At 70.1% G+C, this 11,543-nt stretch carries 11 protein-coding genes; 4 read left to right on the top strand and 7 right to left on the bottom strand.

Features of this window, described 5'->3' with window-relative positions; translation table 11 throughout:
* Position 1: 1 nt before the first annotated feature.
* Complete coding sequence (gene hsaA, locus ABIE44_RS00415) at positions 2 to 1,168, bottom strand: 3-hydroxy-9,10-secoandrosta-1,3,5(10)-triene-9,17-dione monooxygenase oxygenase subunit (protein WP_209713687.1); 1,167 nt, start codon at positions 1,166 to 1,168, stop codon at positions 2 to 4.
* A 237-nt stretch (positions 1,169 to 1,405) separates the two neighbouring features.
* Here hsaA and ABIE44_RS00420 point away from each other — a divergent pair, with 237 nt between their 5' ends.
* Positions 1,406 to 2,062: a hypothetical protein gene (locus tag ABIE44_RS00420; protein ID WP_209713685.1), complete on the top strand. Its 657-nt coding sequence runs from the start codon at positions 1,406 to 1,408 to the stop codon at positions 2,060 to 2,062.
* Positions 2,063 to 2,173: 111 nt separating this feature from the next.
* On the opposite strand, the gene dmpG is transcribed toward ABIE44_RS00420, so the two are convergent.
* The 3 genes from dmpG to ABIE44_RS00435 are packed head-to-tail and all read right to left on the bottom strand — an operon-like array spanning position 2,174 to position 4,969.
* The gene (gene dmpG, locus ABIE44_RS00425; protein WP_209713683.1) at positions 2,174 to 3,256 is read right to left on the bottom strand and encodes a 4-hydroxy-2-oxovalerate aldolase; all 1,083 of its coding nucleotides are present in this window, start codon (positions 3,254 to 3,256) and stop codon (positions 2,174 to 2,176) included.
* Between the two features lies 1 nt (position 3,257).
* Positions 3,258 to 4,160: an acetaldehyde dehydrogenase (acetylating) gene (locus tag ABIE44_RS00430; RefSeq protein ID WP_209713681.1), complete on the bottom strand. Its 903-nt coding sequence runs from the start codon at positions 4,158 to 4,160 to the stop codon at positions 3,258 to 3,260.
* A 2-nt stretch (positions 4,161 to 4,162) separates the two neighbouring features.
* Positions 4,163 to 4,969 carry a fumarylacetoacetate hydrolase family protein gene (locus ABIE44_RS00435; protein ID WP_209713679.1) on the bottom strand — a complete coding sequence of 269 codons (807 nt, stop codon included), beginning with the start codon at positions 4,967 to 4,969 and terminating at the stop codon, positions 4,163 to 4,165.
* A 26-nt stretch (positions 4,970 to 4,995) separates the two neighbouring features.
* Here ABIE44_RS00435 and kstD point away from each other — a divergent pair, with 26 nt between their 5' ends.
* Entirely contained in the window at positions 4,996 to 6,699 is a 1,704-nt protein-coding gene (kstD, locus tag ABIE44_RS00440) for a 3-oxosteroid 1-dehydrogenase (RefSeq protein ID WP_209713677.1), read from the top strand.
* On the top strand, positions 6,699 to 7,583 hold the full coding sequence (chsH3, locus tag ABIE44_RS00445) for an enoyl-CoA hydratase ChsH3 (protein ID WP_209713675.1): 885 nt from the start codon (positions 6,699 to 6,701) through the stop codon (positions 7,581 to 7,583). Before kstD ends, chsH3 begins: the two co-directional genes overlap by 1 nt.
* On the opposite strand, the gene ABIE44_RS00450 is transcribed toward chsH3, so the two are convergent.
* Both ABIE44_RS00450 and ABIE44_RS00455 read right to left on the bottom strand, forming a co-directional pair.
* The gene (locus ABIE44_RS00450) at positions 7,580 to 7,846 is read right to left on the bottom strand and encodes a PIN domain-containing protein (RefSeq protein WP_209713673.1); all 267 of its coding nucleotides are present in this window, start codon (positions 7,844 to 7,846) and stop codon (positions 7,580 to 7,582) included. The genes chsH3 and ABIE44_RS00450 overlap by 4 nt on opposite strands.
* The gene (locus ABIE44_RS00455; RefSeq protein ID WP_209713671.1) at positions 7,843 to 8,103 is read right to left on the bottom strand and encodes a ribbon-helix-helix protein, CopG family; all 261 of its coding nucleotides are present in this window, start codon (positions 8,101 to 8,103) and stop codon (positions 7,843 to 7,845) included. Before ABIE44_RS00455 ends, ABIE44_RS00450 begins: the two co-directional genes overlap by 4 nt.
* A gap of 73 nt (positions 8,104 to 8,176) precedes the next feature.
* Here ABIE44_RS00455 and ABIE44_RS00460 point away from each other — a divergent pair, with 73 nt between their 5' ends.
* Complete coding sequence (locus ABIE44_RS00460; protein ID WP_209713669.1) at positions 8,177 to 8,917, top strand: dienelactone hydrolase family protein; 741 nt, start codon at positions 8,177 to 8,179, stop codon at positions 8,915 to 8,917.
* On the opposite strand, the gene ABIE44_RS00465 is transcribed toward ABIE44_RS00460, so the two are convergent.
* On the bottom strand, positions 8,910 to 11,543 hold the full coding sequence (locus ABIE44_RS00465) for a hypothetical protein (RefSeq protein WP_209713667.1): 2,634 nt from the start codon (positions 11,541 to 11,543) through the stop codon (positions 8,910 to 8,912). The genes ABIE44_RS00460 and ABIE44_RS00465 overlap by 8 nt on opposite strands.

Consider the following 11,543-nt stretch of genomic DNA (forward strand, 5'->3'; position numbering starts at 1 on the left):
CTCAGTACATCCCCGGGTCGACCTTGTGGCCGAACTGCTGGGCGCCGTACATCTGCAGCGCGCGCTCCGGGTCGTTCGCGGCGTGCACCCGGCCCGCGTGGGCGTCACGCCAGGCGCGCTGGAGGTAGGTGCCGTTGGTCAGTGCACGGCCTCCCGAGGCCTCGAACAGCGCGTCGATCGCGTCGATCGAGCGCTGCGAGCCGATGACCTGGTCACGACGGACGCGCAGCCGCAGCTCCAGCGGGATCTTCTCCCCCTTGGCGACGTAGGCCTGCTCCTCGCGGATGTTGTTGGTCAGCAGCGCCCAGGCCGCGTCGATCTCCGAGGACGCGCGGGCGATCCGGACCGCGGCGAACGGGTCCAGGGTGGCCTTCTCGCCCAGGTACGCCGCCCGGACGCGCTTCTGCTGCATCTCGACGTGCTCGGCGTACGCGCCGCGCGCCATGCCGATGATCGGCGTGGTGATCGTGCCGGTGAAGATCGAGTGGAACGGGAGCTTGTACAGGTCGGAGGTGTTCTGCTCCTGACCCGGACCGCGGCACTGGCCGGTCTCGCCCATCGACAGCGTGAACGCCTCGGGGACGAACACGTCCTCGACCACGATGTCGTTCGAGCCGGTGCCCGCGAGTCCGACCATGTGCCACACGTCGAGGATCTGGTAGTCCTTGCGCGGGATCATGAAGGTGCGGAAGTCGACGACGTTGCCGTCCTCGTTGAAGACCAGTCCGCCGAGCAGGACCCACTGGCAGTGGTCGCAGCCCGAGGAGAAGCTCCACTTGCCGGACAGACGGAAGCCGCCCTCGGTGAGCGTGGCCTTGCCGGTCGGCGCGTAGGACGAGCTCAGCCGGACGCTGGTGTCGGATCCCCACACGGCTTGCTGCGCCTCGTCGGCGAACAGGGCGACCTGCCACGGGTGGACGCCGACCACGCTGGAGACCCAGCCGGTCGAACCGCAGGCGCTCGCGATGTCGCGGACGGCGGTGTAGAAGTCCACCGGGTCCGACTCGAACCCGTCGAAGCGCTTCGGCTGGAGAAGCCGGAAGAAGCCGGTCTCCTCGAGCTCCTTGACGGAGGCCTCGGGGACGACGCGGAGCCGCTCGGTCTCGTCCGCGCGCTCACGGAGCGTGGGAAGCAGGTCGCGAACTCCCTCAAGAACTGCCTGGCTCATGACTTCTCCTCGTACGTAGGGGTGCTTCTGCACCAATACTAGAACACGTTCTACCTGTTCGTCCACGAACCCTGCGCGACGACGTGGGTCGTGACAGAGACGTGACCTGACAGGCGCCTGAAACGGGACGAACCGGGCCGAAAAAGTTCTCGGCCGAAAGTTGCAAGGTTCTCGACGGCCCGGTGCTCCTACTCGTGAAGCCGCCACCCAGGGCGGCCACGAAACCAGGAGAACCCCATGAACAGCATCGCCCGCACCGCAGCTCAGCTCGTCGCCGCGACCGGCATCGCCGTCGCTGCCCTGACCGTGTCCACCACCGCCGCGCACGCCGAGGGCCCCGGCAACGGTCCCGGCAACGGTCCGGGGACGATCCAGGTCGGTCCGATCGTCGACCCCGAGGGCCCGACGTTCCAGGACGCCCCGACCCCGGAGCCGACTCCCCCGGCAGACAACCCCGGCAACAATCCTGGGGAGATCACCGACGCCCCCGGCTGCACCCACGGGTGCGGCGGTGAGGACCCGAAGGACGGCCCGAAGGACCTCGACAGCGCGCCGGGCTCCGACGACGAGCCCGAGCAGCCGGGCGACGAGCCCGACCAGGGCTGCTTCACCGGGTGCGACCTGCCCGAGGAGCCGGCCGACCAGGACGTGGCCGAGGACGCCGCTCCGGCCGCCGACCCCGCGATCGTGACCCCGAACCGCGTCGACGCGGGCCAGCACGGCGCGTTCGACGACGCGTTCGATGAGGGCCTGCCGTCGGCCGCCCCGTCCGAGGAGACCGGCCTCGGCTGGTACGTCGGGCTCGGCCTGTTCTCGGCCGCCGCAGCCCTCGGCGTCGCGCTCATCGCCCGCCGGAGGGCGACCAGGGACGAGGAGGGTGTCCAGCACGCCTGACCCCTCCGCTGCCCGCGACCCCCTGGGGTCGGGGCGCGGGCATGAACGAAGCCCCGCAGCGTGGGACGCTGCGGGGCTTCGTGCTGCTCGGCGCTGGTCGCGCAGCGGAGGTCAGCCCTCCTGAGCCGCCTTCAGGCGCAGGGCGATGTCGATCAGCTGGTCCTCCTGGCCGCCGATCAGCTTGCGGCGGCCGGCCTCGGCGAGGATCTCCGCGCCGGAGACGCCGTACCGGTCGGCCGCGTTGCCCGCGTGCTTGAGGAACGACGAGTACACGCCGGCGTAGCCCATCATCATCGTCATCCGGTCCAGGCGGCACTCCTCGGGCATGGCCGGGCGGACGACGTCCTCGGAGGCGTTGATGATCTTCAGGAAGTCGACGCCGGTCTTCCAGCCGAGCTTGTCGCAGATGCCGACGAAGGCGTCCAGCGGCGTGTTGCCGGCACCGGCGCCGAAACGGCGTACCGAGCCGTCGATCTGGGTGGCACCCGCGCGGACGGCCATCACCGTGTTGCCGGCGCCCAGGTCGAGGTTCTCGTGGCCGTGGAACCCGACGGTCGCCTCGTGACCGATCTCGGCGACGACGGCCGCCACCCGGTCGGAGACGCCCTCGAGGATCAGCGCACCGGCCGAGTCGACGACGTAGACGCACTGGCAGCCGGAGTCGACCATGATCCGCGCCTGCTTGGCGAGGACCTCGGGCGACTGGGTGTGGCTCATCATCAGGAAGCCGACGGTCTCCAGACCGTGGTCCCGGGCGAGCCGGAAGTGCTGCTCGGCCGTGTCGGCCTCGGTGCAGTGCGTCGCGATCCGGCAGATCGAGCCGCCGTTGCCCTGCGCAGCGAGGATGTCGTCCTTGGTACCGACGCCCGGGAGCATCAGAAACGCGATCTTGGCGCGCTTGGCGGTCTCGGCCGCGATCTTGATGAGCTCCTGCTCGGGGGTCTTGGAGAAGCCGTAGTTGAAGCTCGACCCGCCCAGCCCGTCACCGTGGGTGACCTCGAGGACCGGGACACCCGCCTCGTCGAGGGCGCCGATGATGGATCGCACCTCGTCGCCGGTGAACTGGTGGCGCTTGTGGTGCGAGCCGTCGCGCAGACAGGTGTCGGTGAGCCGGATGTCCAGGTCGGACGTCGGGTCGACCTCGCGCCAGGTGCGGGTCAGGGCGTTCAGCTCTGCGGGTCCTGCGATGCTCATGTCAGTTGCTCCCGTTCAGGATCGCGCGTGCCATGCCTTCACCGGCACGGGTCGCGGCGGCGGTCATGATGTCGAGGTTGCCCGAGTACGGCGGCAGGAAGTCGCCGGCGCCCTCGACCTCGAGGAAGACGCTGACCTTGGTCGCGCCGCGGGTCGCCTCGCTCGGGTCGTCGAACTGCGGCTCCTGCAGGAGCCGGTAGCCGGGTACGTACTGCTGGACCGCGGCCACCATGTCGTGCACCGACTTCGTGATCGCCTCGCGGTCGGCGTCGGGTCCGACCGCGCAGAAGATCGTGTCGCGCATGATCATCGGCGGCTCGGCGGGGTTGAGGATGATGATCGCCTTGCCCTGGGCGGCACCGCCGATGGTCTCGACACCCTTGGCGGTGGTGCGGGTGAACTCGTCGATGTTCTGACGGGTGCCCGGACCGGCCGACAGCGAGGAGACCGAGGCGACGATCTCGGCGTACGACACCGGGGTCACCCGGGAGACGGCCGCGACCATCGGGATGGTGGCCTGCCCGCCGCAGGTGATCATGTTGACGTTCTCGGCGGTGGCGTGCTCGTCGCCGTTCACCGCCGGGATGCAGGCGGGGCCGACGGCAGCGGGCGTCAGGTCGACGGCCTTGATGCCGGCCTCGGCGTACCGGGGTGCGTACTCGCGGTGCACGTAGGCGCTGGTGGCCTCGAAGATGAAGTCGGGCTTCTCGTCCTGCTTCAGGAGCCAGTCGACGCCCTCGGCCGAGGCGATCAGACCCTCCGACTCCGCGCGTGAGAGACCGGGGCTGTCGGGGACGACGCCGATCATCCAGCGCGGCTCGATCACCTCGGACCGGAGCAGCTTGTACATCAGGTCGGTGCCGATGTTGCCGGGCCCGACGATCGCGGCGGTCAACTTGGACATGCTCACTCTCCGAACTTCACGCTGAGCGGTGCGAACCCGCTGATGGACGCCACGACATCATCTCCCGCGGCGAAGGGAACGAAGGGCCCCAGGGCCCCGGACAGGATCAGGGCGCCCGCGCGCAGCGGGTCGTCGAACCGGTAGGCCTGGACCGCGAGCCAGCGCAACGCCTCCAGGGGGTCGCCCAGGCAGGCAGCGCCGTTGCCCGAGGACCGGACCTCGCCGTTGATGGTCAGCGTCATCTCGACGTCGACCGGCGAGATCTCGGAGAGCGGCTTCGCGTCGGTGCCGATCACGAACAGCCCCGACGAGGCGTTGTCCGCGACGGTGTCGGTGAACTTGATGTCCCAGCTCTCGATGCGGCTGTCGACGATCTCCAGCGCCGGCAGCGCGACCTCAACGGCGTCGCGGACGAGCTCGAGGGTGATCTCCTCCTCGGTCGCCGGGTTGATGTCCTTGCCCAGCCGGAACGCGACCTCGGCCTCGACCCGGGGCTGGACCAGCGTGCGCATCGAGATGGGGTCCTGGCCGGAGACGTCCATGTCGCTCAACAGGTACCCGAAGTCGGGCTGGTCGACGCCGAGCTGGTCCTGGACGGCCTTCGAGGTGGCGCCGATCTTGCGGCCCACGACGTGTACCCCGCCGGCGATCCGTGCTTGCACCAGCCCCTGCTGCACGGCGTACGCCGCAGGCAGGTCATCGGTGCCGATGAGGTCCCGGACGGCGGCGCACGGGACGCGGGTCGACTGGGCCGTCGCGAGCCGTTCGACGGCTTCTGCAATTGCTTCCGGAGAGGTCACGAGACCCATACTAGAACCTGTTACAGTTTCTTGTCATGAGCGCCCGTGACGAAGTCACCCTGAAGGACACCGTGGACGTGGTGGTGGTCGGTGCCGGTGGCGCCGGCATGACGGCCGCCCTCGCCGCTGCGAAGCAGGGTCTCGACACCCTGCTGATCGAGAAGTCCGCCTACTTCGGCGGATCGACCGCCCGCTCCGGCGGCGGTGTCTGGATCCCCGGCAACTACGCGATCAAGAAGGCCGGCGAGGTCGACCCCGGCGACGCCGAGGCGTCCAAGCTGTACCTGCAGTCGATCGTCGGCGACAAGGTCCCGGCCGTGCGCCGCGAGACCTACCTCGACCGCGGTCCGGAGGTGATGGACTTCATCAAGGAGAACACCCCGCTCCGGTTCGACTGGGTCCCCGAGTACGCCGACTACCTGCCCGAGGCGCCCGGCGGGCGTCCTCGCGGGCGCACGGTCGAGCCGCTCCCGATCAACGCCAAGTTCCTCGGCGCCGAGCTGGACCGGCTGCACCCGCCGTACGGCAAGGCGCCGGCGAACCTGATCATCCGCCAGCGCGACTACCGCAAGATCAGCCTGGGCATGCGCACGGTCAAGGGACCGCTCGTCCTGCTCCGCGCCACCCTGATGCGGCTGCTGAGCCTGGTGCTGGGCCGGAAGATGTACGCGATGGGCAACGCCATCGCGATCGGCCTGCGCAAGGGCCTCCTCGACGCCGGCGTGCCAATCTCCTACGAGACCGAGCTGACCGACCTGGTCCTCGAGAACGGGCGCGTCGTCGGCGTGAAGGTGCTCAAGGACGGCCAGACGCAGGAGATCCGGGCGACCAGGGGCGTGATCGTCGGCTCCGGAGGGTTCGAGAAGAACCTCGAGATGCGCGAGAAGTACCAGCCGCAGCCGACCTCGGTCGACTGGACCACCGGCGCCCCGAGCAACCAGGGCGGCGGCATCCTGGCCGGCATCACCGCCGGCGCCGACATCGACCTGATGGACGACTCCTGGTGGGGACCGACCATCCCGCTCCCGAACGGCCCGTGGTTCTGCCTGGCCGAGCGCAACCTGCCGGGCTCGATCATCGTCAACCAGGCGGGCAAGCGCTACATGAACGAGGCGCTCCCCTACGTCGAGGCGACCCACGAGATCTACAAGGGCGAGGCCACCGGCGTCACCCACGTCCCGAGCTGGATGATCATCGACCAGCGGTACCGCAACCGCTACCTGTTCGCCGGCCTCGGCCCGCGCCAGCCCTTCCCCGGCCGCTGGCTCAAGGAGGGCGTGATCTGCAAGGCCGGCTCGATCGCCGAGCTCGCCGAGAAGATCGGTGTTCCCGCCGAGGACCTCACGGCGACCGTCGAGCGCTTCAACGGATTCGCCACCACTGGCGTCGACGAGGACTTCGGTCGCGGCGAGTCGGCGTACGACAAGTACTACTCCGATCACACCGTGAAGCCGAACCCGTCGCTGCACACCATCGACCAGGGCCCGTTCTACGCGGTCAAGATCGTGCCGGGTGACCTCGGCACCAAGGGCGGTCTGGTCACCGACGAGCGTGCCCGCGTCCTGCGCGCCGACGGCTCGGTGATCGAGGGCCTGTACGCCGCGGGCAACGCCAGCTCGGCCGTGATGGGCAACACCTACGCCGGCCCTGGCGCCACCATCGGTCCCGCGATTACGTTCGGGTACCTGGCCGCCGAGGACATCGCGAGCAGCGGCTCGACGAACGAGGGAGCAGCCTGATGCCGATCAACCCCGACATCGCGATCGGTGCCGATCTGGGCGACCGGACCTTCAGCTGGAACAGCAGCGACGTGCTGCTCTACCACCTGGGCATCGGCGCCGGATCCCGCCCGGGCGACAACCTCGACCCCAAGGCGCTGCGCTACACGCTCGACGACGAGAACCTGCAGGTGCTGCCGTCGTTCGGCATCGTCGCGCCGTCGTTCCACGAGACGAACCCGCCGAGCCTGGACCTGCCCGGCTGCGACATCAACCTCGCCCAGGTCGTGCACGGCGCCCAGGAGATCACCGTCAACGGCCCGCTCCCGACCTCGGGGACCGCGACGCTGAGCACGAAGATCAGCGACGTCTGGGACAAGGGCAAGGCCGCGGTCATCTGGCAGGAGGGGGTCGCCACCGACGACGCGGGCAACGAGCTGTGGACCGTGCGCTCCTCGATCTTCGTCAAGGGTGAGGGCGGCTGGGGCGGCAACCGCGGCGACGCGACCGCCGTCGAGATCCCCGAGCGCAAGCCGGACGCCGACACGACGTACGACGTGACGCCGCAGCAAGCGATGCTCTACCGCCTCTGCGGTGACCGGAACCCGCTGCACGCCGACCCGGCGTTCGCTCAAGGTGCCGGCTTCCCCGCGCCGATCCTGCACGGCCTCTGCTCCTACGGCATCGTGCTGCGCACCGTCACCGACGAGCTGCTCGGCGGCGACGCGAGCAGGGTCAAGGGCTTCAGCGCCCGGTTCGCCGGCGTCGTGTTCCCGGGCGAGACCATCCGGGTTCAGGCCTGGAACGAGGGCGAGAAGATCGTCGTCTCCGCGACCATCGCGTCCTCCCGCGAGGAGCGCAACGGCGCCCCCGTGCTCGCCGACTGCGTCGTCACTCCGGCCTAGCCGTGCGGCCGAGGCCGGGGTGGCGTAAGGCCTGCACGGTCGGCCGTCACGCCGTCAACCGGTAGCCACTCAATCAGCTCGAACGCGCGCGCGACGGTGCGTTCCTCACCTGTTCGCACACCCGCAATGATCTCGGTCCTGGTCAGGACCGAGCCGACGACTCGCTCCCCCCTGTCGAACCGGCGGCTGATCACCTCGGCGGCCTCGGCGCGCCCCTTCAGGGCGTCGATGAGAACGCAGGTGTCGATCAGCGTCGTCGTCACAGGGACGCGAGCTTGTGCCCGAGGCCGGGGCGAAGCGAGGCTTGCAGCTGCTCGAGCTCGTCGTCATCCCTGTCCGCCCAGAGCCCGAAAGCCAGATCGAGCCGCGTCCTCCGCTCCGCAGCGGAGATGCTCGCGCCGTACGTGGCGTCGAGCGCACGTCGAACGAGCTCAGCCAGACCCAGACCGGTACGCGCGGACTCGGCTCGGAGCAGGGCGTACTGCTCATCCTGGAGAGTGATCTGCGTCCGGTGACTCATGATTTAAGGCTACATCACCTCGGATCTCGGGCTCCCCTCGTCCACAGGGGCGAACTTCGCCATAGTGACTGCCATGACGGGCGAGCTGAGCACCTGGACCCTGGCCGATCACACCGAGGGCGACCTGACCTTCCCGACGTACCGCAAGGGCACCGGACCGGGCGTCATCGTGATCCACGAGATCCCGGGGCCGACTCCGAAGGTGATCGCGTTCGGCCAGGAGGTCGTCGATGCCGGCTTCACCGTCGTGATGCCGCACCTGTTCGGTCGCGCCGAGGAGCCGATGACCGGGATCTCGGTCGCCCGAACGCTCGCGAACGTCTGTGTCCGCGCCGAGTTCAACAAGCTCCGCGCGCACAGCACCGCCCCGATCGCGACCTGGCTGCGCTCGCTGGCGCGCGAGCTGCACGGCGAGCTCGGCGGCCCGGGCGTCGGGGCACTGGGGATGTGCTTCACCGGCGGGTTCGCGCTGGCGATGATGGTCGACCCGTCCGTCGCCGCCCCCGTGCTCGCCCAGCCCTCGGCGCCTTTCGCGGCAGGGAAGAAGCTGGCTGCAGACGTCGGTCTCTCCCCCGCCGACCTCCAGGTCGTCAAGGACCGCGTCGCCGGCGGCTGCCAGGTGCTCGGCCTGGAGTACCCCGCCGATCCGATGACCGGCACCAAGTTCCGGACGCTGACCCGCGAGCTGGGCGACGGCTTCCTCAAGGTCGAGTTCCCCGGCAAGGGCCACGGCACCCTGACCGAGGACCGGCAGCAGGAGGGTGTCGACCGGGTGCTGGCGTTCTTCGCCGAGAAGCTGCGCCCCGTCAGCTGACCGTGATCGGGAACGGTCCCCCGCTGGCCTCGGTGTAACCCGGGACGGCGGCCAGCAGCAGCGACAGCACACCGGACGACTTCGGGGCCACCCTGGCGCTGAACGTGCCCGCGGTCGTGGTCGTCGCCGACCCGAGCAGGCTCCTGGTGGTCGAGCCGCCGGGAACGAAGAAGAACGAGATCCTCAGCGCCGGGGCCGGCAGCGTGCGCCCGCCGTAGGTCTTCGTCACCGTGCCGGTCAGCGTCGTGGTCCCTCCGAGGCCGATGCTCGTCGACGACGCCGCCGCCGTGAGCTGGGTCGTCCAGGTGCCGGCCGTCACCGGGCCCACCACAGTCGTGACGGCCGGCTGGCCTGCGGCTCCGGCGTACACCACGGAGAGGACGCCGGAGATCTTGAGCGGGACCGCGACCGAGTACGCGCCGGTCGTCGAGGCGGTCGCGGACCCGATCCGGACGGCCGCCTTCCCGGGCGCGGTCACCATCACCGCGACGGAACCCTTGATCCCGGTGGTGCTCGAGCCGGCCACCCGGTTCAGCTGCCCCGACACGGTCACCGGGGTGCCGAAGCCGACGTCGTCCGCGCTGACGGCACCGGTCAGCGTCGTCGCGGGTACGGCCACCTGCGCGGTGCCGATCGAGGTCGACCGAGCGGCGTACGCCGTGCTCCCGGGGATCTCCGCAGTCAGTGCGCCGCTCGCCACCGGTTTGACGGTCACGGCGTACGTGCCGTCCGCAGTCGTGGTCGCCGTCGCGAGGGTGGTGACCTTGGTGGTCGTCCCGACCACGGTCTGCCTCACCGGGACCGCCAGGCCGCCGACACCGATCGTCCTCCCCGCCACCACCCGGGTGACGCGACCGGTGACGACGACCGGGTCGCCGTAGTACGTCGAGAGCTTGTCCGCAGCAGCAGTGAGCGTCGTCGCACACGTCCCCGGCACGGCGTCGAGCGTCGGCGAGGTGCCGGCCGCGTAGACGGCGCCCGCCGCCGTGGCAGCCGTGAACGACGTCGTGGTCGTGATGCTCGGGTTGAGGCCGGAGACGCCCAGGACCGAGGAGACGATGTTGCCCAGCGAGCCGAGGACTCCCCCGCTCTGCTTCTTGAACGACACCGCGAGGCCCTTGACCGGCGAGCCGCTGGCCACGTCGACGACGGTCGCACTGAGACCGAACGGTGCACCGGTGCAGACCGAGGCCGTCGGGCCGTCGGCCGAGGACTGGTTGGCCGCTGCGATCGCCAAGGTCACCGGCCTCGCCGACCCGGTGCTGAACGTCAGCGGGCTGGACACCGACGTGGTCGCGCCGCTGGAGTCGGTCAGCGTCACCGTGACCGTGGTCGCCGTACTGGCGGTGGCCGCGCAGGTGACCGTCGACTGCACGGCTGCCGGCGTCGCGAAGGCGCAGTCGGCGCGCTTGGAGGTCCAGGCGACCTTCGTCAGCGTCCGTCCGGTCGGGAGCTGCGGAGCGACCGAGACCTGGGTCGCCAGACCCGGCACCGCCGGGTTGTTCACCGAAACGGTCGCGCCGAGGACGGTCGGCGCTCCGGGCGTCCCGCCCCCCGACCCGTTGCCACCCCCGATGAGGAACCGCGAGTCCGCGGAGTTCCAGTGGGTGGCCAGGTAGCTGCCGGTCGCCGGGAAGGTCGAGAAGTAGTCGTCGTTGTTGCAGTCGAAGAAGTACTCCTTCGCCGACGGGCAGATCTGCTTCATGGCGAAGGTGCCACCATCGGCGTAGCACATGGTGTCGGACTCGTCCCAGCAGTGACCGACCTTGGTGGAGTGCGGCGCGGTGGCCTGCACCCCGCCGAAGGTGTGCATCAGCTCGTGCGCCTCGACCGAGTGCTCCCCCGACCCGTTGCCGAGCCCCCAGCAGCCGGCGTCGACGCGGGCGTACTGGGCGTAGGAGCCGTTGTTCGGGTTCGACTGGGCGGCTCCGTCGCTGGTGTACATGCTGGCGACACCGCACAGCACGGTCGCGTCGGTCCACATCAGGTACTTGCGAGCCGGGTTGGTGTAGCCGAGCGCCTGGACAGCCGCGACCGTGGTGCCGAAGCTGCTCATCGAGCCGGCCGGGACGGTCACGTTGAGCACGTTCGCCACGCAGGTCCCGCCGCTGCCGGCGTCGGTGACGTAGCGGATGTGCCGGACGCCGCCGGTCAGCGCGGCGGAGCGGTTCACGACGTCGTCGGTACCCGCGGCCCACAACCGGAACGAGGGCAGCAGCGAGGCGAACCGGTTGGTCTTGCTCGCCTCGACGACGTACATCGCCTGCACCCGGTACCCGGACTGACCGTCGCCGTCGCACTCCACGGCTGGGCCCGTGGCCGTGGTCGCGACCTCGGTCGGCGTCGGGACGCCGAGGTCGGCCGCCGCCTCGTACGCCGCCTCGCCGGCTCCCGGGCGTTCCTTCAGGTCCGCGGTGCTCGGGCGCTCGGTGACGTCCACGCCCGGAGGCGCCTCGTCGGAGTGCACGCAGGCGATCGAGTCACCGATCCGCAGCGCCACCGTCGGTTTCGCGCAGAGCTCCGCCCGAGCGCTGGAGCCGCTCCGGGAGACCACGAGCGGGACGACGACGAGCGAGACGAGCACGACCGCGACGAGTCGTCGCTGGGAGCGTCCGGGGTTGAGCAT

It is taken from the genome of Marmoricola sp. OAE513, from assembly GCF_040546585.1.
In the GTDB taxonomy this organism is placed as follows: Bacteria; Actinomycetota; Actinomycetes; order Propionibacteriales; family Nocardioidaceae; genus Marmoricola.

Excerpts from the sequence above, each read along its gene's own strand:
- ABIE44_RS00435 (WP_209713679.1), bottom strand. The coding sequence starts at position 4,969 with ATGGGTCTCGTGACCTCTCCGGAAGCAATTGCAGAAGCCGTCGAACGG.
- ABIE44_RS00455 (WP_209713671.1), bottom strand. The coding sequence starts at position 8,103 with ATGAGTCACCGGACGCAGATCACTCTCCAGGATGAGCAGTACGCCCTG.
- ABIE44_RS00420 (WP_209713685.1), top strand. The coding sequence starts at position 1,406 with ATGAACAGCATCGCCCGCACCGCAGCTCAGCTCGTCGCCGCGACCGGC.
- kstD (WP_209713677.1), top strand. The coding sequence starts at position 4,996 with ATGAGCGCCCGTGACGAAGTCACCCTGAAGGACACCGTGGACGTGGTG.
- ABIE44_RS00460 (WP_209713669.1), top strand. The coding sequence starts at position 8,177 with ATGACGGGCGAGCTGAGCACCTGGACCCTGGCCGATCACACCGAGGGC.
- dmpG (WP_209713683.1), bottom strand. The coding sequence starts at position 3,256 with ATGAGCATCGCAGGACCCGCAGAGCTGAACGCCCTGACCCGCACCTGG.
- ABIE44_RS00465 (WP_209713667.1), bottom strand. The coding sequence starts at position 11,543 with ATGCTCAACCCCGGACGCTCCCAGCGACGACTCGTCGCGGTCGTGCTC.
- chsH3 (WP_209713675.1), top strand. The coding sequence starts at position 6,699 with ATGCCGATCAACCCCGACATCGCGATCGGTGCCGATCTGGGCGACCGG.
- ABIE44_RS00430 (WP_209713681.1), bottom strand. The coding sequence starts at position 4,160 with ATGTCCAAGTTGACCGCCGCGATCGTCGGGCCCGGCAACATCGGCACC.
- hsaA (WP_209713687.1), bottom strand. The coding sequence starts at position 1,168 with ATGAGCCAGGCAGTTCTTGAGGGAGTTCGCGACCTGCTTCCCACGCTC.